The 25,321-nt window shown below is 60.4% G+C and carries 21 protein-coding genes and 2 tRNA genes; 20 read left to right on the plus strand and 3 right to left on the minus strand.

All coding sequences use genetic code 11. The annotated features are described in order from the left end of the window. Positions 1-1,995 carry a penicillin-binding protein activator gene (locus H8K11_16250; GenBank protein ID MCS6265304.1) on the minus strand — a complete coding sequence of 665 codons (1,995 nt, stop codon included), beginning with the start codon at positions 1,993-1,995 and terminating at the stop codon, positions 1-3. A gap of 163 nt (positions 1,996-2,158) precedes the next feature. Here H8K11_16250 and xerD point away from each other — a divergent pair, with 163 nt between their 5' ends. The 17 genes from xerD (at position 2,159) to H8K11_16335 (ending at position 18,017) form a co-directional block, all read left to right on the plus strand. Then, positions 2,159-3,109 (plus strand): site-specific tyrosine recombinase XerD, encoded by a 951-nt coding sequence (xerD, locus tag H8K11_16255; GenBank protein MCS6265305.1) that lies wholly within the window; start codon positions 2,159-2,161, stop codon positions 3,107-3,109. A 150-nt stretch (positions 3,110-3,259) separates the two neighbouring features. Beyond that, a tRNA-Val gene (locus tag H8K11_16260) sits at positions 3,260-3,335 on the plus strand. A 134-nt stretch (positions 3,336-3,469) separates the two neighbouring features. Further along, positions 3,470-3,547: transfer RNA gene (locus tag H8K11_16265), tRNA-Asp, on the plus strand. A gap of 324 nt (positions 3,548-3,871) precedes the next feature. After that, on the plus strand, positions 3,872-4,342 hold the full coding sequence (locus tag H8K11_16270) for a MotA/TolQ/ExbB proton channel family protein (GenBank protein ID MCS6265306.1): 471 nt from the start codon (positions 3,872-3,874) through the stop codon (positions 4,340-4,342). A 26-nt stretch (positions 4,343-4,368) separates the two neighbouring features. Continuing rightward, positions 4,369-4,791, plus strand: coding sequence for a biopolymer transporter ExbD (locus H8K11_16275; protein ID MCS6265307.1), 423 nt, complete (start codon positions 4,369-4,371; stop codon positions 4,789-4,791). Between the two features lie 41 nt (positions 4,792-4,832). Then, positions 4,833-6,068 (plus strand): TonB family protein, encoded by a 1,236-nt coding sequence (locus H8K11_16280; protein ID MCS6265308.1) that lies wholly within the window; start codon positions 4,833-4,835, stop codon positions 6,066-6,068. Positions 6,069-6,073: 5 nt separating this feature from the next. After that, positions 6,074-7,396 (plus strand): Tol-Pal system beta propeller repeat protein TolB, encoded by a 1,323-nt coding sequence (gene tolB / locus H8K11_16285; GenBank protein MCS6265309.1) that lies wholly within the window; start codon positions 6,074-6,076, stop codon positions 7,394-7,396. A gap of 67 nt (positions 7,397-7,463) precedes the next feature. Next, positions 7,464-8,207, plus strand: a complete 744-nt coding sequence (locus H8K11_16290) for an OmpA family protein (protein ID MCS6265310.1) — start codon at positions 7,464-7,466, stop codon at positions 8,205-8,207. A gap of 64 nt (positions 8,208-8,271) precedes the next feature. Further along, on the plus strand, positions 8,272-9,948 hold the full coding sequence (gene ybgF, locus H8K11_16295) for a tol-pal system protein YbgF (protein MCS6265311.1): 1,677 nt from the start codon (positions 8,272-8,274) through the stop codon (positions 9,946-9,948). 2 nt (positions 9,949-9,950) lie between these two features. Then, positions 9,951-10,730, plus strand: coding sequence for a tol-pal system protein YbgF (gene ybgF / locus H8K11_16300; GenBank protein MCS6265312.1), 780 nt, complete (start codon positions 9,951-9,953; stop codon positions 10,728-10,730). A 72-nt stretch (positions 10,731-10,802) separates the two neighbouring features. After that, complete coding sequence (gene mutL, locus H8K11_16305) at positions 10,803-12,602, plus strand: DNA mismatch repair endonuclease MutL (GenBank protein ID MCS6265313.1); 1,800 nt, start codon at positions 10,803-10,805, stop codon at positions 12,600-12,602. Between the two features lie 17 nt (positions 12,603-12,619). Continuing rightward, positions 12,620-13,651 carry a tRNA (adenosine(37)-N6)-dimethylallyltransferase MiaA gene (gene miaA / locus H8K11_16310; protein ID MCS6265314.1) on the plus strand — a complete coding sequence of 344 codons (1,032 nt, stop codon included), beginning with the start codon at positions 12,620-12,622 and terminating at the stop codon, positions 13,649-13,651. Next, positions 13,648-14,547 (plus strand): S-methyl-5'-thioadenosine phosphorylase, encoded by a 900-nt coding sequence (mtnP, locus tag H8K11_16315; GenBank protein MCS6265315.1) that lies wholly within the window; start codon positions 13,648-13,650, stop codon positions 14,545-14,547. Before miaA ends, mtnP begins: the two co-directional genes overlap by 4 nt. 3 nt (positions 14,548-14,550) lie before the next feature. Continuing rightward, positions 14,551-15,468: a sugar kinase gene (locus tag H8K11_16320; protein ID MCS6265316.1), complete on the plus strand. Its 918-nt coding sequence runs from the start codon at positions 14,551-14,553 to the stop codon at positions 15,466-15,468. After that, entirely contained in the window at positions 15,465-16,166 is a 702-nt protein-coding gene (locus tag H8K11_16325; protein MCS6265317.1) for a tetratricopeptide repeat protein, read from the plus strand. Before H8K11_16320 ends, H8K11_16325 begins: the two co-directional genes overlap by 4 nt. A gap of 9 nt (positions 16,167-16,175) precedes the next feature. After that, complete coding sequence (locus tag H8K11_16330) at positions 16,176-17,129, plus strand: helix-turn-helix domain-containing protein (GenBank protein MCS6265318.1); 954 nt, start codon at positions 16,176-16,178, stop codon at positions 17,127-17,129. A gap of 435 nt (positions 17,130-17,564) precedes the next feature. Beyond that, positions 17,565-18,017: a c-type cytochrome gene (locus tag H8K11_16335; protein ID MCS6265319.1), complete on the plus strand. Its 453-nt coding sequence runs from the start codon at positions 17,565-17,567 to the stop codon at positions 18,015-18,017. A gap of 199 nt (positions 18,018-18,216) precedes the next feature. On the opposite strand, the gene H8K11_16340 is transcribed toward H8K11_16335, so the two are convergent. Beyond that, the gene (locus H8K11_16340) at positions 18,217-20,088 is read right to left on the minus strand and encodes a hypothetical protein (protein MCS6265320.1); all 1,872 of its coding nucleotides are present in this window, start codon (positions 20,086-20,088) and stop codon (positions 18,217-18,219) included. 159 nt (positions 20,089-20,247) lie between these two features. Here H8K11_16340 and H8K11_16345 point away from each other — a divergent pair, with 159 nt between their 5' ends. Continuing rightward, positions 20,248-21,981 (plus strand): carbamoyltransferase, encoded by a 1,734-nt coding sequence (locus H8K11_16345; GenBank protein ID MCS6265321.1) that lies wholly within the window; start codon positions 20,248-20,250, stop codon positions 21,979-21,981. A 46-nt stretch (positions 21,982-22,027) separates the two neighbouring features. Beyond that, the gene (locus H8K11_16350) at positions 22,028-23,512 is read left to right on the plus strand and encodes a hypothetical protein (protein MCS6265322.1); all 1,485 of its coding nucleotides are present in this window, start codon (positions 22,028-22,030) and stop codon (positions 23,510-23,512) included. Between the two features lie 17 nt (positions 23,513-23,529). Here the strand turns inward: H8K11_16350 and H8K11_16355 are convergent, their stop codons facing one another. Continuing rightward, the gene (locus H8K11_16355) at positions 23,530-24,345 is read right to left on the minus strand and encodes a glycosyltransferase family 2 protein (GenBank protein MCS6265323.1); all 816 of its coding nucleotides are present in this window, start codon (positions 24,343-24,345) and stop codon (positions 23,530-23,532) included. 193 nt (positions 24,346-24,538) lie between these two features. Between H8K11_16355 and H8K11_16360 the strand changes: the two genes are divergently transcribed. Then, positions 24,539-25,312 (plus strand): hypothetical protein, encoded by a 774-nt coding sequence (locus H8K11_16360; protein MCS6265324.1) that lies wholly within the window; start codon positions 24,539-24,541, stop codon positions 25,310-25,312. Positions 25,313-25,321: the final 9 nt, after the last annotated feature.

Here is a 25,321-nt window from a genome sequence, read left to right on the forward strand (position 1 = left end):
TCAGTCCAGCGGGACGAACTTTCCCTGCTTGACTTGAATCAGAAAGACCCGGCGATTGAGTGTGCCGTCGGGATTGAACCCGCTGGGGCCGCTCAGAGTCGGCAGGTCATGTTGCATCATCAAAAAGTCGCGTACGGCCTCTCCGGAGGTCGCACCTCGCCGGATGGCTTCCACGGCCAATCGCGCGGCGTCATAGCCCTGAGCGGCGAAGAGCGAGGGCGTGGCTTGAAATCGCTTGCGATACCGTTCCACAAATTCCTGTACCACCGGACTGCTGCTCTCGGCGAAAAATCCGTCGGCAAAGACGCCTCCCTCGACGGTTCGATCGGCGACCCGCGCGAAATCAGGAGTGTTCCATCCGTTGGCCCCAAGCAACGGAACCGCGATGTCAAAAAACGCCAATTGGGCTGCCAGCAGCCCTACATCCAGCGAACGTCCCGGGATGAAGACCGCGTCGAACCCCGGTGAGTAGAGCAGGCGCTTGCCTTTCTTGCCTCCCTGTCTGATCCCGGTTTTGGCCGGATCGTTGTCGACTTGCACTTCCACGCCGTATTTCTTCAGATCCTCGGCTTTGAGCTTGCCGATCACGGCGCGAAAGTCGCTGTCGCCTTCCTTGTAGGGCTCGCTCACGATCAGTTCTCCGTCCTGTTGCCGGATTTCTTGCGCGAACAAGCGGGCCAGGTCGCGGCCGTAGGCGGTATCGGGATAGAGAATGGCGACGCGTTTGAACTGTTGCTCCTTGACCGCGTAGTCCGCCACACGTTTGGCCTGATGTCCGTACGTGAGTGCCGTGCTGAAGACGTAGTTGCCGAACCGTCGCAGGTTCGGGGCGGTGGCGCTGGGCGTGATCAGCGGAATACGTGTCCGTTCGGCCATTTCAGCCATCACGGGCAGGTTCTTGGACAGGAGCGGGCCGATCACGGCGAGCGGACGATCGTCGGACAATACGCCGGAGAGTTCATCCAGAAAGGCCGTCCGGTCGGATTCCGTATCCTTCACGATCAGGCCGATGGACGGACTTTCACCGCCGTCCTTCGGTCGTTCCAGCGCGAGTTGAATCCCGTTCAAGACTTCGGTGCCGAACGGTGCCAGTTTTCCGGACATGGGAAAAATGGCGGCAATGGAGTAGGGATGTGATTTGAACTTTGTCCGCACCACCGCCTGGAGGTCGGCCGCTTTTGCGGCATAGGGATGGTTGGGGAAGCGGCTCAGGAAGAGGCGCAAATCCCGTTCGACCAGATGATCTTCTCCGGCGGCGGTATGGAGCTCGATGAGCTTGATGGATGCCAGATCTCCCGGAAATGATTTCGGGTAGGCCTCTCGGACGCGCACGAGCGCCGGGGCGTCGAGTTGCTCATTGACGAGTTGCCGGATCTGGCCTTCGGTGTCGTGAGCCTGGTCGCCGGCATCCAGCGGAATCTCATCCAGCCAGGCTTGAATGGCTCGGAGGTAATCTTTCTTCTGTGCCTGGAAGTCGCCGGTGAGCCGCAGCGCATCGCGCTTGATGGCGGGATCGGCGGAGAGGCTGCGTACCTCGGAGAGCAGCGGGAGCGCCAGGTCGAGATTGCCCGCGCGCGCGTGAGTTTTAGCGAGCAGCAGTTTGGCTCGATCGGCCAGGTCCGAGCTGGGAAATTCGCCGAGCAGCTGGTTGACGTAGCGGACGGTTTCCGCATGTTCCTTCATGCCGAACATGGCGGCAGCCATCAACAAATAGGCGTCGTCGAGGAGGTCCGGCACAGGGCCGCTTTCGATGAAGCGTCGCAGCATGACCGCTGCGGCTTCCGGTTGTTCCGAGTCGATCAGACGTTTGGCCTGGTCGAGGGCGGACTGGCCGGCGGCAGTTGGTGGTTTCGATTGTTCTGTGCGGGGCGGTGCTGGATTCTTTTTGGCCGGGGCTGCCTCACCGAGCGTGACGAGGCCCGCGAGGAACGCCACCGCGAGGGCGACGCTGCACGCGCGGAGATGCGGGGCGCGGGGTACTGATCGAGGAACCATTGACTCCTGTGCATGGCGAACGCTCTCGCCGCAAGTGAGGCTACTATAGGAAACAGGTGCGGGGGTGTCAAGGTAACTTGAGGACGATGCGTTGTGTTCGGAGAAAGGCTTGGCTATAGTCGGCGCAGCCTGTTCCTCGTCGCATCCAGCGAGGGTATTTGCCATGAGCCGTGAGTCGGAAGACCTGTCTGCGCCGGTCCCGGAGCGACTCCCGTTGGGGCCGTTCATCGAGCGCTACTGGGATCATGTGCGGATCGCGCGGGGCTTGTCGCGCAATACGTTGCTGGCATATCAGCGGGACGTCGCGAGCTTTCAACACTACCTTCGCGATCAGCAGGTCTCTGATGTGCGCGCGATGTCGCCTCCGCTGCTGGCCGGATTTCTCGATCATCTGCATCAGTCGGGCCTTGCGTCGTCGTCCCGTGCGCGCGCGCTTGCCGCAGTCAGAAGTCTCTTCCGCTTTCTGAAGCAGGAGGGGATGATTGCCGCCAACCCGACCGTGAGTGTGCGCAGCGCCTCGCGCGCCCGACGGTTACCGAAAACGCTCAGTCCCGAGGAGGTGACGCGTCTTCTCGATGTGCCGCCCCGTCCGTTGCCGGAAGATCAGCGTGATCGCGCGATGGTGGAGGTGCTTTATGCCGCCGGAGTACGTGTGTCGGAATTGATTTCGCTGCGGGTGGACCAGTGCAATCTGGATGTCGGCTATATCGGCATTACCGGCAAGGGCGATAAGCAACGTATCGTGCCGATTGGGCGGCCGGCGATTGAGGCCTTACAGGGTTATCTGCTCGCTGCGCGACCGGCGTTGCTGAAACAGCGGTCGTCACGATTTGTGTTCGTGAGCCGTCGCGGCACGCCGCTCACGAGGCAGGCGTTCTGGAAATTGCTCCGCGCGCGTGCGCATCGGGCCGGCATCAAGAGGATTCCTTCACCGCATATGCTGCGACATTCCTTCGCCACGCACTTGTTGCAACGGGGCGCTGACTTGCGATCCGTGCAGGCGATGTTGGGTCATGCCGACATCGCGACGACGCAAATTTATACGCATGTGGACTCGTCACAGTTGAAAAAAGTCCACACTGCGTGTTTCCCGCGCAACAGATCGCGCCGGTGAGTGTCGGCTTTCGCGGCGTGCGTGATTGGGAATCTCGCGAGAGAAATTTTGGCATTGCGAGAATCCTGCAAGAATAATGCAGCATTCCTGGTTGACACTGCTTTGTGGAGTTGATAGCATCCCGAAAATCTGCCGAGAGCGAGAAAAATCGGGCGGATAGCTCAATTGGGAGAGCGCTGCCCTTACAAGGCAGAGGTCACAGGTTCGATCCCTGTTCCGCCTACCAATGAAGAAATACAGGGAATTGCGCGTAAGGCATTGCCTTATCCATTAGTAGTGATGTACAAGAGTACACTCTACCGTATTTAGACTGTTTGATTCTGAAGATCTGAACTCTTCTTCCGCCATCTTGGGTTGCGTGGGGCCGTCGTTCAGCCTGGTTAGGACGCCAGATTGTCAATCTGGAAGTCGCGGGTTCAAATCCCGTCGGCCCCGCCATTCCCCCAGCTTTTGGTACAATCCATGCTACCGTTTTCATGCGACGCCATGTGAAGGGAAAGGTCTAGGCTCATGTTCCAATCAGGCGTAATGGGGTTGGTGGGCTCGCTGGGGGCGGTCTCGAAAATCGTTCTCCTGCTGCTCTTTGTCGCGTCGATTCTTTCCTGGGGCGTGATTTTCTACAAATGGCGGACTTTTAAAGCGGCGGATCGCGAGGATCAGCGGTTTTTCAGCGCGTTCACGAAGATCCGCGACCTCGATGAATTGTATCGCCAATCGAAGCGAGCCGACGGCAGCCCGAGCGCGCGTGTGTTTCAGGGCATTATGGATCGCGTGCTGACGGTGTCCGGAGATGGCACAGTGAGTGCGTCTCAATCGGCCGGTGCCTCGAAGGAGCCGGTGGCTGCGATCGATCATCAGTACATGGACAAGACCGTGGCCTATCTGGTGCAGAACCAGGTCTCGCATTTGGAATCGTATCTGCCCGTGCTGGCCACGACGGGGAACATTACCCCCTTCATCGGATTGTTGGGGACGGTCTTAGGCATCATCGACTCGTTTCGTGAGATCGGGACTCAGGGGACTGCGAGCATCGCGGCTGTAGCGCCCGGCGTGTCCGAAGCGTTGGTGGCGACGGCGGCGGGATTGTTTACCGCTATTCCTGCCGTGATCTTCTACAACTATTATCTGACCCGCATTCGCAAGACCGTCTTCCGGATCGAATCGTTCACGGTGGAGGCCATGCGTTCATTGCAGACTCGGATGAAGCAGGCCGCGGTTGGGGGGCAGTTGTGACGTCGGAGACCAGGCACCGGCGGTTCATGGCGGAGATCAACGTGATCCCGTTGGTGGACGTGGTGTTGGTGCTGCTCGTGATTTTCATGGTCACCGCCCCGATGTTGTATCGCGGGATGGATATCAACCTTCCCAAGTCCGCCAGCAATACGATTAAGCCTGAAGCCAGAGCGGTTTTGTCCATTGAGCGCGATCAGCGTTTGTATTTGGATAAGGATGCGGTGAGTGTCGTGCAACTCGAGCGGAAACTGCGGGCCTTGAAAGATCAAAGCCCCGATGTTTCGCTCTATCTCCGCGCCGATCGGGACGTGCCGTACGGCATCGTGGTGCAGGTAATGGACAGTGTGAAGAAAGCCGGGATAGAGAAGCTTGGTATGGTGACGGAGCCTACAGGTGCCGAACGCGTGAGTGAGTCGGTCGCGACCCCCGCGCAGCCACGCAAAAGATAGCGGCGCCGCGACTCGCGCGCCACACGGTCGTATCGCAAGTCATGACGTTCCAAGCCCTGCCAAGACATACCGCGCTCTTTCTGATCGGGGAGATGGGGGAAGCCGGAAGCGGCCGTCTTCGCAAGACGGTTGTGGTGTCCCTAGTACTCCACCTGTGCCTCCTGTCCGTAATTATGGGTGCCAAGTTCTTTAAGAAAACAGAACGTCCCTTGTCGGCGGTGGAAGTCTCGTTGGTCACCTTGCCGCCCGTGGAAGCGAAGCCCGAACCAAAAGTTGAAAAAGTCGAGAAGGCGGTTCCGCATTCCACTCCCAAACCGGTTCAGTCTGCTCCGATTCCCGTGCCTCCTAGGCCGGTGCAGACCCCAACACCGCCTCCGATTCCGCCTCCGGTCCAGGCCGCCCCGGTAGCCAAGCCCGCGCCGCCAGCTCCGGCACCGGCTCCTGCGCCTCGGTTGCAGGCTCCTGTGCTGGCGGCGCCACAGCCGGTTCCGCAGGCTGCGAAGTCGCCTTCTTCCGCCCCTGTGACCAATCGGGCGGATGTGCTTCGGGATGTGATGAAAGATATCGAGTTGCCGCCGAACGCGCCGCAGTACGGCGATCTGGCCCCGATGAAACCGGCAGAGGTGAAAAAGTCTGCTCAGCCGAAAGTGGGTGGACCTGAGCGATCTGACCTGGATGCGATGCTGAAGAAATTGAACGTGCCTGAGATGGCCGCCGCCCAGACCGCGCCTCCGCAGGAGCCTCCCAAGCCAGCTGTGCCTCCCACGAAGCGCGCTTCTCTCTCTGAGGAGATGAATAACGACCTCGATCGCGAACTGCAGGATTTGAAGAAACTGCCATCCCTTCCGCCGGTCAAAGCGACTGAGCCGGTGCGGGAGGTGAAGCCGATGTTCCGTGAACCGCAGCCGGTCGCCAGTGCTCCGCCAGTGACCGCGAGTGTCCCCCGCAGCAAGCCTGAAACTCGGTTGCGCGTGGCAGGGATGCCGGGATCGAATCAATACCTGGCCCGTGTGCAGGCACGAATCAGCGGTTTCTGGACGGCGCCGCCGGTCGATCTTTCAGGAAAGGCTCTGACCGTCACCATACGGTTCCGTTTGGAGCGCGATGGCCGGGTGGGGTCGGTCATCATCGAACAGTCGTCCGGCAACGATTATTATGATATGGCTGCGCAACGGGCCGTGCAGAGCGCGATTCCGTTGCCGCCCTTTCCGCCGGATCTGACGGATTCCTACTTTGATGCCCACTTTACTTTTGCCGTAGGCGAGGCTGCAGGATGAATCGTGTGATCATTGGTCTTATGATTGCCCTCTGTGTCGTGGTGGGAGCCGGTCTCTTCGGGATTCTGGATTCCCGCGCGACCGATGTGTTTCTGGAGGCGACCCGGCCGGACTTTCAAAAGATTCCCATTGGAGTATTCGGTTTTCAGAACGGCGGCGGTCCTGAATGGCTCGGGGGCCGGATCGAGGAAGTGCTGAAGGCGGACCTTCAGCGGTCTCTGGTCTTTTCGTTGGTGGATCTACCTGCCATCGGAGTGAAGGCTCGCGAAGTGTCGACCACCGACAAGGCGATCTTTAAGCAGGCGGCAGAGAACGGCGTCTCTGTGCTGGTCTGGGGGAAGTCGGGCCAGAAGAACGGCAGCAAAGAGAGTGAGCTGCTGATGGACGGCTTCGTCTACGACAGCGGCAGCGATGAAGTCGTCGGTGGAAAACGTTATGTGGGCTCGACCTCGGTCGTGCGGCTGATGGCGCACCGGTTTGCCGATGAATTGGTGTTTCGGTATACCGGCGAGCCGGGCATCGCCAGGACCAAAATTGTGTATGTCGCGGAGCATGGGAATGCCCGTGAGTTGTTCGTGATGGACTACGACGGATATGAGCCTAAGCAGATTACGGCGGATGGTTTTCTGAATCTGATGCCGCGCTGGTCGCCGGATCGACGGTTCATTGTGTTCACAGCCTATCGGAGCCGGAATACCCAGGACATCGATATCCTGGAACTGGCGACCGGCAAACGGTGGACGCTGGTCTCAATGGCGGGTCTGAACATTACGCCTGCCTTGTCACCCGACGGGAATTTTCTGGCGTTTGCCAGCAGTCAGGACGGCAATTCCGAAATTTATAAACTTGATACGCGTACCAAGACCCCGCAGCGGCTGACAGTGAATCAAGGGGGCGATCTCTCGCCGACCTGGTCGCCCACCGGCCGCGAGATTGCGTTTACCTCGGACCGCGGAGGCGCTCCTCAGGTCTTCATCATGAGCGCAGATGGGTCCAACGTTCGTCGCCTGACCTATGAAGGCGACTACAATGCCGCTCCGGCCTGGTCGCCGCGCGGCAACTGGATTGCGTATGTCTGCCGGACCGCCCAGCGGTTGTATAAGATCTGTACCGTGTCCCCGGACGGACAGAAGCGGGTTCAGGTCACGACGGGGCCCGGGATCGATGACTCGCCGTCCTGGTCTCCCGACGGCCGGCATATCACGTTCAGTTCGACCGTCGACGGCAAAAGCCACATCTATATGGTGGATACGGACGGGAAAGGGTTGGAACGCATCACATTCGGTGGTACGCACAATAGTTCGCCGTCCTGGTCCCCGGCGCTGTAAGTACGATCATTTAGGCCATGCAGAGTTTGTATAGATTAACCATTCACCAGTCATGAGGAGTCACGATATGAGGATACCGGTAGCGACAATGGGCCTGACACTGACAGTCGGGATGCTGTTGGTCATGCAGGGTGGGTGCTCGAAGAAGTCTATTCAGTCGGGTGGTGACGCGCAGTCAACGGAGCGTGGTATGGCCAAGTCGGGCGGGCCTGCTCCGGCTCCACTCGCGTCAACCGGGGGGATGGATGCTCCCAGTGCGACATTCCCGGACTTGTCTCTCTCCAGCAAGCCGGATGATTTGGAGACCGGCGGATTGCGTGGGTTCGATTCGGTGTCGGGAGGAAAAGCCCCGTCCGAAGAACGCCTGGGTGGCGGGGGCACGATGTTGGCCAAGGTCGAGCCGTCGGAGAGCACCGCTCGTCAGATCGAGGACATTCGCCGCGAACAAGCCAAGGAACAGGCGGCATCCGCGGAAGCCGGATTGCGCGACGTGTTCTTTGGTTATGACAGCTGGACCATCACCGAAGAGGGGCGGCAATCCTTGACGCAGGATGCGCAGTGGATCAAAGCGAATGCGGGTGCACTCGTGAAGATCGAAGGTCATTGCGACGAGCGCGGCACGCTGGCCTACAATCTGGTGTTGGGCGAAAAGCGCGCCAAAGCCGTGCGGAACTATCTGGTCGAGCTCGGTGTGGGTGCCAACCGGTTGGCGGTGGTGTCCTACGGCAAGGAACGACCATTCTGCAACGAGCGGAGCGAAAGCTGCTATCAGCAGAACCGCCGCGGCCACGTGGTCGTCCGGTCGAAATAACTGTTCCGATCAGGGATGATGTGACATGATTCTCCGGAGCAACGCCGGGTAAGGGAGACCTGTCATGGACAGTGGATGGCCATATCGAAGTGAAATGGTAACGCACTCCTCACGCGGGCGCCTCGGAGCGGTCGGCAGCCATACTGCGCCGGCCCGACTCGGTGTGCTTGTGCTGGTTGCGTCTGGGTTGGCCTTGTTGTCGGGATGTGTGGCACAGCAGGCCGACCTGAAGCAGACGGAGCGTGAACTCCAGCGCCGAATCAAGCAACAGACGGAGGAGCAGGCTCAGACCAGGGCCCGGCAAAACCAGGAAATCGTATCCTTGCGCGAGCAGGACATCCCTTCCTTGCGCGGCGATGTCGATAAGGCCATACACCGAACCCAGAGCCTGGAAGCGCGGCAGGATGATTTGCTGGCTAAGCTGGCCTCCCAGGATTCGAAGGTCAACCAACGACTTGGCGAAAGCGAGAAACGCTCCGCTGAAGAAAGCAAGCGACTGGGTTGGGTCGAGAAGCAGCTGGTCGATCAGGATGCTTTGCTCAAAGGGGAGCGGGACCGGAACCGGGCGGAATTTGCAGCGGTGACGGCTCGGTTAGATCAAGTCACCGCTCACATGGACGCCATTCAGAAGAATGTTCTGGATGCCATGCAGAAGACCACGACGGTGCTTGCGCAAAAAGTCGATTCCCGTCTGGATGATCAGCAGAAGGTCTTGCACGGTCTCGAAACGCGGTCGCAAAACGTGGCGCAGCTCGATTCGCAGAACAAGGTGTTGGCGGACCAGGTCTCCAAGCTCAACCAGGCATTAGTGGACTTCAAGCAGGCATTGGGTAACTTAGGAGAACGTGTCGTTCAGCAGGACCAGGCCGTCAAGCATCTGGCTGCGTCGCTGGAGCAGGACACTGTGGCGTTGAATAAGCGGACGGATGCATTGGCGGGGAAAATCGAGGCGGACAACAAGGTGACGGCGGAACACTTGAACGAAGTGAACCGGAGCGTGGCCTCGGTGGCGAAGGCGTTGGAAAATGCCGGCGGTAAATTCGTGTCCCGCGAAGATGACCATGAGCGCCGTATCGATGAGACGACGCGCGAACTGGGTCATGTGCAGGCGCAAATCCAGACCCTGGACAAGAACCTGGAGAATCAACACGCGTTCTTGAAGCAGGTCGAGCAGCATCTGTCGGCTTTGCGCGTCAGCGCGTCGCAGCGGGCCGAGCAGGCGCCGGCCGTCGCGGAAGTGGCGCCGCTTGCACAGTCGCAGGCCATGCCGCCGCCGGAAGCCGTCTCGCCGCCAACGTCGTCTCCTGTCCCGTCAAGCGGGTCGATGTCTCGCTCGGAAAATCGTAGCGCGGCCCTGATGGCGGATCGTGAGTCGTATGAGCGGACGTTGACCCGGTTTAAAGACGGCGATTTGGACGGGGCGCGCCAGGGTTTCGCGGAATTTCTCCTGCAACATCCTCACTCGGACCTGGCTCCCAATGCGCGGTTCTGGCTGGGCGAGTCCTATTACGGGAAGAAAGATTTCTCGCGCGCCATCGATGCGTATGATCAAGTGCAGTTGAACCATCCCGCCAGCGAAAAAGTGCCGGCTGCCCTCTTGAAGAAGGGCTATGCCTATCTGGCGCTCAAAGATCGAAAGAAAGCCGCCTCGGCGCTCAAGCAGGTCATCGACCTGTATCCGAAATCTCCGGAAGCCAATAAGGCGATGGACAAACTGAATCAACTAAAGGAGTTGCACTAACGATGAAGCTCCGATTCGTGGAGGCATTGCAGGTGGGGGCGGGCCTGACCTGCGGACTGGTGTTGGCAGGGTGTGCGAAACACGCCGATTTCCTGGAGATCCGTGATCAGGTCTCGATCATCGCCCGGACCCAGGATCAGGAACAGAAGCGGTTTGAGGCGATGCAGCGCCGACTGGAGTCGCTCGAACGCGTTCGGGAGCCGGAAGGCGGGAAGCTGCGGCTCGACGATGCGTTGACCCGACTTCAGAAGCTTGAGGGCCGTCTGGCTAAGATTGAGGAAACCCAACTGGCCCAAGCGGCCTCCATTCGGTCGGATCTCGCGCTCGCCGAAGTCAGTCGTCAGGCGCGTGTCTCGAAGCCGTCGGGGCCCATTGAGCCGGCGACCATCATGCCCGGCGTGCCGTCGATTACGCCGACCTCGGCCTTCAATCTCGCCTATAACGACTATCTCAACGGCAAGTTCGATCTTGCCGTGGGCGGATTTCAGCGGTTCATCAAGGATTTTCCCTCGACCTCGCTGACCCCGAACGCGCATTATTGGCTCGGTGAATCGTACTACGGCCAGAAGGATTATATTCGGGCGATGCAGTCGTTCGAACACGTCGTGAACGAGTATGCGGGCAATGAGAAGGTTCCGGCCGCGCTCTTCAAGTTGGGCTTGTCGGCCGCCGAAACCGGCGATACCGCAAAATCGCGCAAATATCTGAAGCGGGTCATCGAGGAATATTCGACGTCGGATGAAGCCAAGCTCGCGAAGACGAAGATGGCCGAAATTCGATGACCTTGGGCCTGCTGCACGGTCCTCTCTCCATCCGCTCATCCTCGGTTCGAATCTCAGGGAGCGTTTCTTCCCATGGACATAGCGAGTAGTGTGGGAAAGATTCAGGTTCTGCCAAGCGATGTCATCGGCCGCATTGCGGCAGGGGAGGTGGTCGAGCGTCCGGCTGCGGTCGTCAAAGAGCTGGTCGAAAACAGTCTGGATGCCGGCAGCAGCACGATCACCGTCGAGGTCAAGGACGGGGGCCTCGGACTGATCCGTGTCACTGACGACGGCGAGGGGATGTCCCGCCGCGATGCCTCTCTCGCGTTTGAGCGTCACGCCACCAGTAAATTGCAATCGGATCAGCAGCTCGGCGCCATTCGCACCATGGGCTTTCGCGGCGAGGCCTTGCCCAGCATCGCAGCCGTATCGAAAGTCAGGCTCACGACGTTGTCCCGCCAGGAGCAGGTGGGCACGCAGCTCTGGCTCACGGCGGGGACCATCACGCGAGTCGAGGATGCCGCGGCAATTCCTGGGACATCCATCGAGGTCTCGGAGCTCTTCTACAATACGCCCGCCCGCAGGAAGTTTCTCAAATCGACCACGACAGAGTTTTCCCATATCAGCCATGTGGTGCAGCAGGCCGCGTTAGCGTCGCCGCAGGTACACGTGCGGTTGATTCATAACGGCTATGAGGTCTTCGCGCTGCCGGCCGTGTCTTCGCCCCGCGATCGTGTGCTGCAGGTGTATCGCGCTGCATTCGGTGATCGGGCGCTGGCCGTCGATGTTCAGCAGAACGGCCTGTCCCTGAAGGGCTTCATCATCGATCCGGTGCGGGCGCGCGCCGGGCGCACGCCGCAGGAACTCTTCGTCAATCGCCGGCCCATCAAAAACAGCACCGTGCAACATGCGGTCGTGGATGGCTACAGTGCGTTTCTCGCAAAGGGGCATGCTCCGCTGTTCGTGCTGTTTCTTGATGTCGAGCCCCAGCGGGTCGATGTCAACGTGCATCCGACCAAACGAGAGGTCCGGTTCGCCGATAATGAACAGATTCATCAGTTGGTTCGTTCTGCCGTGCGCCAGACACTTGGCCGCGCTCAGATTGAATCGTCGATGGCGGGGGCCGCTCACGCCTACCCGGATGGGAACGGAGTATCGAATGCCATGCCTCCCGTCGTGGGAACCGGTGTCGAGCCGGTAGCCCGGTCGTATTCATCATTCGCACGCGTGAATGTGCCTCTTCCGCCGACACCCTCAGCTGAGAGCCAAACCTCATTTGTCGAGGAGGGCGGCACTCCCTATCAAGCGGGCGAGGCCGTGGATATTGTTCCACTCGGCCAGATGCACCGCACGTATGTGATTGCGCAGGTGGGCGATGAACTCCGGGTGATCGATCAACATACGGCCCACGAGCGGGTCTTATTTGAGCGACTGTTGCGAGCCTGGCATGGCAAGAGCTTGCCGTCCCAGCCGCTGCTGTTGCCGGAACCGTTGGAGTTGCCCGTTCAACAGGCTCTCATCCTTCAGCGGCATCTGGCGGAACTGGAACGACTCGGGCTGCTCATCGAACCATTCGGGCCCTCCTCCTTCTTAATCCGCAGTCTGCCGGTGATGTTGGGCCATCCTGACCTGGCCGCGCTGGTTCAAGATCTGATTGACGATCTTGAGCAGTGGGATTCGATTTCCTCGCTGGAAACGAAGGTGAAGCCCATTCTTGCATCACTGGCTTGCCACGGGGCTGTTCGGGCGGGCCGGGCGATGGCGCTTCCCGAGATCAGGCAACTGGCGCAGGATTGGGTGGCCGAGGGGTCGATCATGACCTGTCCGCACGGCCGCCGTGTGGCCTTCCGTCTCTCGGGCGATGAACTGGCTCGCTTGTTCGATCGCGCATAGGAAAAGGGAGTCCGGGGATGGTGCGACTGTCGGAATCACAGCGAGCGTCGCGGCCCCTGGTGCTGCTGGTCGGTCCGACTGCGGTGGGAAAGAGCGAAATCGGCCTTCGGTTGGCGCATGCGCTGGATACGGAGTTGCTGACGGCGGATTCGCGCCAGGTCTATCGCGGGATGGACATTGCGACCGACAAGCCGCCGCCGGAGCAGCGGCAGGGCGTGCCGCACCGCCTTATCGATCTGGTCGATCCCGACGAGCCGTTTAACGCCGGACAGTATCGCCGGCTGGCAATGCAGGAGATTGATCGACTGTATGGCGCCGGCCGGTTGCCGTTGATCGTTGGCGGCACAGGACTGTACGTGCGGACGCTGATTCATGGATTGTGTGAGGCTCCGCGCGCAGATCAGGCCTATCGAGAATCGTTGGTGCAGGAGGCCCGCACGCAGGGCGGTTATTTCCTGCACCGTGAATTGACCCGTGTCGATCCCGAATCGGCCGCGCGGCTCCATCCTCACGACGAAGTCAAAATCGTGCGGGCGCTCGAAGTGCATCATCTGTCGGGCCAGCGTCTGTCGGATGTGCAGCGGCAACATCGTTTTTCCGAGCAAGAGTTTTCGGTGTTGCTCATCGGGCTGAATCGGGATCGTGCGCAGCTGTATCGCCGAATCGACGCGCGAGTCGAGTCGATGTTTGCGCGAGGCGTGGTGGAGGAAACCGAACGGCTGCTGGCCGACGGGTATGGGCGGGAGTTGGGTGCGATGAAGGGGCTGGGGTATCAGCAGGTTGCCGGCTATCTGGCCGGGGAATACGACCGGGCTGAGGCGCTCCGCCTGTTGAAACGCGATACCAGACATTTCGCCAAGCGTCAGTTGACATGGTTCCGGAAGGAACCCGGATTACGCTGGTGTGAGCTCACTGAGCAGGATCGTTCTGGGGATGTGGCCGGGCGTCTGCTGGAGATGGTTCATTCATTCGTACAGGATCTAGCACCTCGACGGCCGGAGGGACTGCCGTACCCGTCGCTTACCATGGAACAGGAATCGACCGCATGACTGAATCAAAGAAGGCCGGGCAGGCCGCAATCGGGATTATCGGCGGCAGTGGGTTGTACGACATTGAAGGATTGGAGCGGGTTCGGGAGGTGCGCGTTCGAACGCCATTCGGCGCGCCGTCCGATGCCATTCGGGTCGGCGTATTGGGTGGCATCCGGGTGGCGTTTCTCTCACGCCATGGGCGGGGGCACCGGCTTAGTCCCAGCAGCATCAACTATCGCGCCAATATCTATGCGTTGAAATCGCTCGGGGTGACGCAGGTGATTTCGGTCAGCGCCGTCGGCAGCATGAAAGAATCCATCCGTCCCGGCGACGTCGTGCTGCCGGATCAGTTCATTGATCTGACGAAGCGCAGAGTCTCGACGTTTTTCGATGAGGGCATTGTGGCGCATGTCGGATTCGGGGAGCCGGTCTGTTCGTCGGTGGCGGATGTGTTGGAGCAGGCAGGGCGATCCGTGGGGGCGCGACTTCAACGCGGTGGAACCTACGTATGTATGGAAGGCCCTCAGTTTTCTACCAAGGCGGAGTCCCGGTTGTATCGCCAGTGGGGGGTGGATGTCATCGGGATGACCAATATGCCGGAAGCCAAACTTGCCCGTGAAGCGGAGCTTTGTTACGCGACCGTTGCGCTGGCGACGGACTACGACTGCTGGCATGACACCGAAGAGGCGGTTACCGTCGAAGCTATTCTGGCCACGCTGCATAAGAATGTTGCGCTGGCGAAACAATTATTGAAGGCGGCAGTGCCCAAACTGGCGCCGGACCGGGCTTGCGCCTGTCATCAGGCGCTTCAGACCGCCATTGTCACTGCGCCGGATGGCATCTCCGCCACGGCGAAGCGACGGCTCAACTTATTGATTGCTCCCTCTGTGCGGACGCGGAAAGGAAAACGGTGAGGCATGGGTAAATTATTAGTCGTGGGATCGGTGGCGCTGGATACCGTCAAAACGCCGTTCGGTGAGGTCACCGAAGTACTCGGGGGATCGGCGACGTATTTTTCGACGGCCGCGAGTTACTTCACCTCAGTCGATTTGATCGCGGTTGTCGGGGAGGATTTCCCGGAGCAACACGTGGCGTTTCTCAAAAGCCGAAAGATCGATTTAACCGGCCTGGAACGGCGGCCGGGTGCCACGTTCCGCTGGAAGGGGGCCTATTCGCACCAACTGAACGAAGCGCAGACGCTCGATACCCGCTTGAATGTGTTCGAGACGTTTCGCCCCAAGATTCCCGCGCAGTACAGTTCGCCCGATGTGCTCTTTCTGGGCAACATCGATCCGAATTTGCAGCTGGATGTCTTGCAGCAGGTGAAACGTCCTGCGCTGGTCGCCTGCGACACGATGAACTTCTGGATCAACGGCAAGCGTGACGCACTCTGGAACGTGCTGCAGCACATCGACATTCTCATCATCAACGACGGCGAGGCTCGGGCCCTGGGAGAGGATACGAATCTCGTCAAGGTCGCCAAGAAGATTCTCGCCCGGGGCCCCAAGCACCTGATCGTCAAGCGCGGTGAATATGGCGTCCTGATGTTTAACGACAAGCAAGTCTTCGGGGCTCCGGCCTTCCCGCTGGACGACGTGAGAGATCCGACCGGTGCGGGCGATACGTTCGCCGGAGGATTTCTCGGTTACCTGGCCGCGACAGGAAACCGGTCTCCCGAGGCGATGCGGCAAGCCATCATTTTCGGCAGCGTCATGGCCTCGTTTACAGTAGAAGCCTTTAGCCTTGACCGATTGAGGATCCTGGATTACAAAGAGATTGAGGCGCGTTTCAAAGAATTCAAGCGTCTCACTCACTTTGAGGACATTGAGGCATGACGACAACTCGCCGAGAGCAGGCTCGCGCCGCGCACACCGCTTCTGTTGGCGCGGGGGCACGCTGGGTGGTATTGCTCCTGGGCTTGTGTGTGTTGAGCGGGTGCGCCAACGAAGAGAACCTGCGCAAGTCGAAAGGGTTCTATCAGGAAGGGGTCGCCCGGCTGAGTTCCGACCAACAGCAGGCCTATGTGTCCTTTCAGAAGGCGGTGAAGCTCAATCCCGACAATAAGGAAGCGCACTACGGCTTGGGACATATCTATTCGTCGCAGGGTCGATTCAAGCTCGCCGAGGAATCGTTCCGTGAGGCGATTCGTATCGACGGGGACTATGCCGAGGCAAACACCTACCTCGGGCAGGTGCTCGCCAATCAGGATCGATGGAAAGAAGCCATCGCGGCGTATCGACAGGCGCTCAGCAATCCGCTCTATCCGACACCGGATCTGGCCCGCTTCCACCTGGGAAAAGCCTTGATGCACGAAGGCGATCTACAGGGAGCGATGGAGGTGTTGGAGGACGCGACGACCGTCACGCCGCCGAACGTCCCTCCCGCCATGCTTCAATTGGAGTTGGCGCGCGTGTATCACAAACTCGGATTCGATGTGCGGGCGCGTGAGGCTCTCGCAAAGGTCTCAAACTTGGACAAGGGCGGAGAACAGGCAGCCGCGGCGCAGGAACTGCTCGGTCAGCTCAAACCATAGGCGGATATCATGGAATCAGTGGGTGAATTTTTTCGGCAGGTGCGTGAGACGAAAGGCCTGACGGTCGATGAGGTGGCCTCGAAGACCAGGATTCGCACGGATTTCGTGAAAGCGCTCGAAGAAGGAAATTTCGCCAAGTTGCCCGACCAAGTCTTCGCGCGCGGCTTTGTGCGCTCCTATGCGCGATCGTTGGGGCTCGACGAAGAAGATGCCATCCATCGGTTTGTGCAGTCCGCCGGTGCATTCTATGAAAAGCAGGGCGAGCGGGAGCGGTTGAGGCAGCGGCAGGTCGAAGAGGAACGGCGCCGGAAAGCCAATCGCAAAGCGGTGGGCATTGCGATCGCTGTCGCCATTGCAACGCTGGTGTTTCTGCTGAGCCGGGAACAGTCTTCGACATTGGTGCGGCGTTCCGGATCGGACCAGCCGCCGACGAGTAAGAAGAGCGCGCCTTTTGCTAAGGATACCCGCGAGGCGCCGCGTCAGGGTTTGGAGCTTCCGCCTCCCATCGTGCCGCCGGCGGTGAAACCCGCTGAACCCGTGGCCGTTCCCTCAAAACCCGCGCAGGAAAAGGTGGCTGCCGCTGTGCCGCCTCCTCCCGCTCCTCCGGTCAAGCCGGCGCCGGTTCAGCCTGAGCAGGTGGCCGCGCAACCCTCCTTCTCCGGATCCGACGGTCCCCTGGCAGGGCTGTCTGTTGATGGACCCGCCGGGCCCGATGGTCCGCTCGTGCTGGATCTTGATGCCACTGAGTTGAGTTGGGTGGTCGTGCAGGTCGATTCCGGTAGTCCTCAGGAGGCATTGCTCCGTCCTGGTCAAAAGGCTCAATGGAAGGCGCAAGACCAGTTTACGGTGACGCTCGGCAATGCCGGCGGCGTCCGCGCGGAGCTCAACGGTAAGCCGCAAAAGCCATTTGGCCCGAGCGGGAAGGTTGTGCGCGACGTCGTCCTCAAACGTTCAGGTTTGTGATCGGGTCGTGTTCTGGTGCCTGCGGCCGGCTTGAGCGTTCCTGTGCACTCCCCTGCGGTTCCTTCTCCACACAGCAGTGTTGCCGGTCGACTCCTCCGGTTCCCTTCGCGCATACGAATGGGGCGCGCAGGGATCTCTGGGGCGCAAAGGTGTCACGGTTGGATGGTGGCACGTACGAGCCCCTGTCCTGAGAGTTCAGAATAGCCACAATTTCAGCCTCTTTCCCCACTTCTCATCCTGGCACGCCCCTTGAGTTCCACGTAGGTCGGCATAGGCGAAGAGCGGGCAAGGAGGTTTCCAGTTCCCTTGACAAGACAGAAAACGCGTTGCTATAGTTCGCCTGTTTTGTCGTCCTTGTCATAGGCTTTTTTCATGCTGCCCAGGATAAGCGGGTCGTTGTTCACGCGGTGGGTTCAACACAAAGGAGGAGTTCTGATGGGGTATTTTTCTAAGTTAGTTGGAGTCTGTGCGGCCGTCACCTTGTTGTCTGTGGCGGTGGTGGGAGCCGAGGAAAAGGATCCGTTGAAGCCCCGTGTTGCGCCGGATCAAATGGCGGATGCGAAGGCGATGAAGAACCCGGTTGCCTCAACCCCGGAAAGCATTGCCAAGGGCAAGGCACTGTATGAGGGCAAAGGCACCTGCTTCAATTGCCATGGGAAAGAAGGAAAGGGCGACGGCCCTGCCGGCGCGATCCTCAACCCGAGCCCGCGTAACTTCACCAACTGCAAGTTCCACAAGAAGCGGAAAGACGGCGAGCTGTTCTGGGTGATCAAGAATGGCAGCGCAGGCACCGGTATGGTGTCCTTGATCCCTGCGGCCATCAATGAAGAAGAAGCGTGGATGATCATCAACTACGAGCGCAGCTTCTGCAAGGGTGGAGAAGAGTAGTTTCGAGTTTCGGCCGATCGGCTGAACAAAAGGGGGCGTCGAGGGTATCCTCGACGCCCCCTTTGCTTTTATGCGGCATGTGTTGGCATCCAGATCCGGGAGGGGAACGTACGCGGGACGGATGGTGTCCGTCCCGCCGGGGTTGCGGCTGTACGTGTTGTAATTCGGGCGACGCCGTCGTCAGAAACCGGATGGTTGTTCAGGGTTTGTCGGTCGCGGGTATCGTCGGTGGTCGTGTAAGTACCACGTCCATTCCCTTGCCGGGGGCTCGTAGTGCAGGGAACACTTGCGGTTGTTGTTCCTGCTTGAAGGTATTGCGAGCTGCCGCCGGGACCTTTCGGTTGACGTAATCCGTGACCTCGCCGATCGTCACCTCCCCGTTCCGGTTGAGATCCGCTTCGCCGCGAAGGCCTCGCAAGAGGTAATAGGTGAACAAACCATGGCGCAAGGTGTCGGACTCCAGGCTCTTTCCGAATCCCGTGGCGCCGGTCAGGTGCATCACCTTGCCGCTCGTGCCCATCCATTTTGGTGCCGCGACCTTTGCTCGTCCCTCACCGCCGCTTCTGAGAACGGTCCCGTCGAATATGAACAGGACTTGCTTCGCCTTCAATCGTTCCAGTGCCGCCTCCAGATCTTTCAGCGGATACAGACGGGAGGTTGATCCCAGGGAGCCGTCGTAGGGAATCAGAAAGGTGTCACCGGTCGGCGAGACGACGGCCTGCCCGGCGAAGTACACCGTGACGAGGGAGTCCTGTGTGAGTTTTGACGGAAGCCAATCGAGCAACGCTTCCTCGATATCCGGGCGTAAGGCACTCCAGTCTTGCAATAACCGCACATTATTCTTGGGCAACCCGCCCAGCGCCTGTACATAGGTTGCGACCATTTCGGCATCCAGGGCGGCGTATTTGCGTGCGCCGATCTGCGACTCGCGATAGCTGCTGATGCCGACCGACAACAGATAGTCGCCGGATCGCTGTCCCGCCGTCGTCGGAGCGGGAACTTGATCTACATCGTCGGTCGTGATGCCGTTCGGCCGTACCGAGGCGAGCAGTGTCTGAGGTGCGGGAACCGGTTGTCCGGTTCCGCTTACCAGGGAGACCTGAAATTCCGCCTGCTGCGGGCTCAGCGATTGCGGCAGGGTGGCGATGAACTCGAGGGACTTGGAGCCGCCTGTCTCGATGGTGCCCGTGGATAATTTCGTCGCCGGGAATTGTGCGATCAACGCCGATGGGCCGGCGAGCTGAACGGTCATGGGCTGTACCGCCTGGGAGCCGGTGTTGACGATGTCGATTCGTACGCGGATCCGTTCGCCGCCTTCGAGAAGTAAGTTGCTGTTTTCATCGAGAAGCGTGGCTTTAAATGACAGGGAGGATGCCATCGTGGTGGTTGCGTTGGCAGGGACGACACCAGCCGGTTTCTGGGCCGCATCGGTAGGCACGACGGAAGCGGGTGGGGCCGAAGCCGATGCCGTATGCGTGGGGTCAAGCAATACACGTGCTTCCTGCATGAACTGCGTGGCCAGCACGGTGGACGCGTCCTGAAGCAGGGGATCAACGATGTAGTCACAGCGTTGCTGGGTGAGCTCGAGCTGCAGCCGCTCCTTGCGTGTGGATTGCAAGGGCCGCTCGGCTATCGGCGCGCCGGCTGCATCGAAGAACTCTGCGAGAGCGTCCAGGCTGAGTTCGGCGGGGGCACGGTCATACAACGCATCGGGTTGAATCTTGAATCGAGGGTCCAGCATGCGTATCCGTACCGTCACGTCAGGCTTTCCCGCGCCGTCATGACTGCCGGGCAGCACCACGGTGCGAAACGTCTGATGGGCGGCTTGTATCAGCATGTCTTCTACGGTCGGGCCGATGGAGAACGGGTGGAGTCGGCCGCAGCCGTCGATATATTCGGTCTTGGCGGAGGACAGCGACGGATCAACGTCCATGTGAACCGTGAGGGGGACCGGCGGGCCGAGATCCGGCAGCGTCTGCCGGGAAAAGCGGGATTTGATACTTTCGCAGCCTGCGGAAGCCAGCACAGGGATTAAGAGCATTCCAAGAATGAGTGCGCGGTGCGTCTTCAAGCCGAGGCCTCCTCTACGCCGGATTTTGAAGCAGGAACGGTACAGGAAAGGAGGGGGCATTGCAACCGAATGCCGGTGCGGCTTGCGACGCGTACAGGCCTCGTTTATTCTACCGCCGCTTGTGTGTCGGATCATGACCGGAAGGGACGCGGATTCATCGTGTTGGTGTTGGGCCTTTCCAATATGAGAGATGCGGCGGCGGCGCTCGTTTCTGACGGTCGCATTGTGGCGGCGGCGGAAGAGGAGCGTTTCGTTCGCCGGAAGCACGTGACGGCGATGCCGGTGCAGGCGATGCGGTATTGCCTGCATGAGGCTGGAGTCGCACTTCGCGATGTCGAAGCCATTGCCGTTCCTTGGAAATATTGGCAGGTCGGGCGGCGCGCGGGGCTCGCCCTGACGGCGATGATACGGTCCCCGCAACTGTTTCGAGTGAAAGGGACTCGCTCATTGGAGCGAGTCAGCCGGGAGTGGCTGGAACTGTTCCGATTGCGAGAGGAACTGACGAGGCGCGTGGATGCGGGCGCTATCCAACCGGTCTTTCTCGATCACCATGTGTGCCATGCCGCCAGTTCGTTCCTGGTGTCGCCCTTTGAGCGGTCGGCGATTCTCGTGGTGGATGGCGCGTCTGAAGCCGATACCACCCTGATGGCGACAGGTGAGGGGAGTCGGATCACCGTGCTGGATCGCACCCCGCTTCCCCATTCGCTCGGGCAGTTCTATGCGGCGATGACGGCCTTTCTCGGGTTTCGCCCCGACCAAGACGAATACATTGTGATGGGCCTGGCGTCCTCCGGGGAGCCGACGTTTGCTCCCGCCTTGCGTCAGAACATTGTGCGACTACTGTCCCGAGGTCGATTTGAAGTGAATGTCCGACTGCTTGATTTTCATCTCGCCAGGGCCGGCTTCTTTGTGGAGGGATTCGTTCGCCTGTTCGGCGCGCCGCGGCGTTCGACGGATGAAATCACCCAACGGCACCGCGATCTGGCTGCCAGTGCCCAGGTGGTTCTGGAGGAAACGTTGTTGCATCTCGGCCGCCACTTGCGCGCTCTCACACGGGCTGAGTCGCTTTGTCTGGCAGGCGGGGTTGCCTATAACTGTGTGGCCAATGGGCGGCTGCGCGCCGAACTTGGGTTTAAGGAGGTCTATGTGCCGCCGGCCGCAGGCGATTCGGGTGCGGCGCTGGGGGCGGCCTTGTGGTGGACGGCGAGGCGTGAAGGAGAAGCGGGAAGGTGTCGCTTGCCCGATGCGTATCTGGGGCCGCAATTCGATGAAGCTGCTTGTCGGGCAGCGCTGTCGCAAGCAGGCCTGGTGGCCGAGTCCCTGACGGATGCTCAGCTCTACGAGCGGGTTGCCGCCGAGCTGACACGGGGGCGTCTCGTTTTCTGGTATCAAGGCCGGATGGAGTGGGGGCCCCGCGCGCTGGGGAATCGCAGCCTCCTGGCAGATCCGCGGCGGGAAGACATGCGGGAATTGATCAACAGCAAAGTAAAATGCCGGGAGGCGTTTCGACCCTTCGCCCCCTCGGTGCTGGCTGATCGGGCGCAGGAATTTTTTGAGCTGCCGGCTCCGTCGCCCTACATGCAGTTCACCGTGCGGGTGAGGGCCTCGGCGAAAGGACTCCTTCCGGCCGTCACGCATGTCGACGGAACGGCCCGGGTTCAGACGGTGACGCGTGAAGCCAATCAGCGGTTTTATGATCTCCTGGCAACGTTCGGGCGACTCACGGGTGTCCCGGTGTTGCTGAATACCTCGTTCAATGTGCAGGAGCCGATCGTCTGTACGCCCGACGATGCGGTGGGCTGCTTCCAGCGGACTCAGGTGGAGTGGTTGGTCCTCGGCAATCTGCTGGTGGGCAGGTCATCTCCACCCGCCATCCCGAATCATGCCTGCTGAACCGGTTCGTTTTTCAGATCCTTCCCCTCATCGCCTGATGGTTCTTGTGCTCGATTGTCTTCTGGCCGGCTTCATTCTGAACCTCACGCTGCAGCCGCTGGTGGAACCGGATCTGGGATGGCATCTGCGCGCCGGGCTGGATTTGATCGCCCAGGGTTGGCGGTTGCCGGAGACCGATCCCTACTCCCACACCATGCCGGATTGGCATTGGGTCGAGCATGCCTGGTTGACCGATGGCCTGCTGGGGGTGATCTACCGTGTGATGGACCCGTTGAGTGGTCTGGCTCTGATCCTGTTCTTTAGTGGCGTGACGGCGCTCGCCTGGTGGGTGGCAGCATCGCAGGCCAGAGTGCATCGGACGTATCGCTTGGTGGCCATGGTGGCGAGCCTTTGGGTGGCATTACCCTTTCTGGGCGCACGCACGCAACTGGTCAGTCTGCTCGGCGTTGCGATTCTGTTGTGGGGATGGCGTCACGTTCAGGATGGACGGCGGGCATGGGTCTGGGGACTGTCCCCGTTGTTCCTGCTTTGGGCGAACCTGCATGGCGGGTTTACGGCGGGACTGTTTCTGTCCGGTGTGTTGTTGTGTCTCTCGTTCATGTTGAAGCTAGGCGCCGCATGGCCGGCGGTCGCGGCCTCGCTCGATGAGCCGGTGCTCAATTGGGACGATCTTCGCCGCTGTGCGATCGCGCTGGGCATTGCGGTGGCGGTCACCTTCCTGAATCCCTATGGATGGCGTCTCTACCAGGAGATTTATGAGTCCCTGACCGATCGGTTCATGATCGAGACGTTACGGGAATGGCAACCGGTGTCCTTCCAGGGGTGGGCTGGAAAGGCCTACGGGATGTATCTGACCGGGCTGGCGTGCTTGATGGCCGGATGGTATCGCCGAGTAGAACCGGTTCGATGGGCCGTGCTGCTGCTCATGTTGGGGTTGTCGCTGCGGCATTGGCGGAACGTCACCCTGTTCCTGATCGTGAGCCTCCCGCTGGTGGCGGAGTTGCTCGCACTTGCGGTGGCCTCGTGCGTTCGGTGGGTGCCGATTCTGAAGACGCAGGCTGCGACGGCTCTACTCCTGTTGACCATGGGGACGGCCGGTGCCCTCTATGCGTTGGGAAGCGAACATCTGGAGCATGTCTGGGTATCGGGGAAGTCGCCCGACGTGTATCTGGAACAGACGGAATATCCGATTGAAGCGGTGCGATGGATCCGGAGCCATCGGCAGGAAGCGGGAACCAGGCTTTATAACGATTACGGGTACGGCGGGTTTCTGCTCTGGCAACTTCCCGGCGAGAAAATATTCATTGATGGTCGTATGCCGGCCTGGCGGATCGGCGACCGGCGCATTCTTCAGGATTATGCGGACCTGAATCGCGAGGACGCACCGCGTTTGGCGGTGTTGGATCGGTATGCAGTCGATTGGGGGCTGATTCAGCGGGGCAGCGCGCTCGCGCTGTCCTTGGAGGCGCATCATGCCTGGAGGACGATCTATACTGATGCCAAGGTGGTGATCGTGAGACGGAGGGGATGATCGGGTGGACGGGGCTGCTAAAAATGGGTGGGTTCGACGGAAGCTAAGGCCGGTTCGACGGCGCTTGGTGCGGGACGGAGACGGGGCTCGTAGAGCCCTTGCTCTTCACGTTTCCGGATGGCCAGGAGTTCTTGCAGCATGACCAACCCGTCGCGCCAAGGGCGGACTTTCGAGCCCGGCTGGTCGATCCAATTGATGGGGACTTCCGCAAGCCGGTAACCGCGCTGCCGCGCGACGTACAGCAGCTCCAGGTCGAACGCATAGCCGTCGACACAGGCGACCGAAAACAGGTCCTGCGCGATCGATCGACGAAACAGCTTGAATCCGCATTGAGTGTCGGTGATATCGCGAAGACCCAGGTGCTGCACGATGTTGTTGAAGACGGTTCCCAACAGGCTTCGATGCCACCGTGCCCGGACGGTGAAGGCTGGATCTTGGGACGCCAACGCCCGTGATCCGATGGCGAGATCCGCTCCTGCCAGAAGCGCCGATTCCAGCCGTGCTAGTTCTTCGATCGGTGTGGCCCCATCCGCGTCCGCAAACAATTGATACGTGCCCCGCGCGGCCTGCATGCCACGGCGGACGGCCGCGCCCTTGCCCATATTGCTGGTCAATCGAATGAGTCGCAGGTGCGGGCAGCGATGGGCCACCGACTCGACGGCCTGCGCGGTTTGGTCGTGGCTGCCGTCATCGACGACGAGGACTTCATAGGTCCGGCCGCGCTGATCTAGGTAGGCAATGACTCGTTCCAGGCAGAATGGAAGACGGCGCGCCTCGTTATAGGCCGGGATGATGATCGAAAGAGAAGGCGTCTGAGTCGAGCACGGTGTCACGTTGGGACAGCCTCGTGTCGGAGTATGACGGGACCGATCCGTCTGTTGAAGGCGAATGGTGGCCCACGGTATCTGACCGAGGGGCGAAATGCAAGCCGTGGGTGCCGGGTCTTGACAGAGCCATCGACCGGGGGTGATCGTAATCTCACAGACTGTAGGTGCCCAGGCGTCGCTCTCTGGCCAGGAGGTTGCGATGAGGCGGACACAGTACAGGTTTATGTGGGTGGTCGGAGCGCTGTTGCTTGCCGGTTGCGCCGTGGCGACTCCACCCAGCCGGTTAAGTCAGTATGTCGCCCCTGTCGTGGCGGACGAATCAGCAAGCCCCGGGCTTCCGGTGCAGCGCCCGCTTCGAACCGCGCTGGTCGTGCTGGCCGATCGGTCGGCTCAGGAGGCTGCCCCGGGTTTGCCTGAAGAAGCTCAGGCAAGGCTGGCTGAGGCGCTCAGGGGGCAGGTCAATCGGGGCTTCCCCATCGCCATTGAACGGGTGGTGAATCTCGGTGAGATTCCGGTCGGAGCGCCTCCTCCGAATTGGATCGACCTTGCCGGGCAGCAGGGTGTGGATTTTGTCCTGGTCGTGATCCTTTCGAGTACGGAGCAGGAGTATCCGGTATCGCTGTTCCTCGGCTGGACGACCCACCTGCAGCCCGGATTCCGTCGCGACAATTGGTCCCTCGCGGAGGCCGCCTTCCTCGATGGACGAACAGGTCGGCAGCTTTTCCGTGCGGAGGGGCGAGCCATGGCGACGTTGGACCGCCCCACGGCGCCTGGGATTTCGCAGTGGTATCCGGTGATTTATCTGCGACCGCAGAATCCGGAGCGACGCATCTGGCCGCCATCCTATGAAGGCGCCCCTGTGACGCTCCGTGTGGTGTCGATGGAGCAGGCGGCGACGCGATTGGCCGGGAATCTGCAGCGAGCCTGGGTCGAACAGCGGGAGCTGGAGTTGGCCGCGCTGCCAGGACCATGACTCCTGTCC

The organism is Nitrospira sp. (assembly GCA_024998565.1).
In the GTDB taxonomy this organism is placed as follows: Bacteria; Nitrospirota; Nitrospiria; order Nitrospirales; family Nitrospiraceae; genus Nitrospira_A.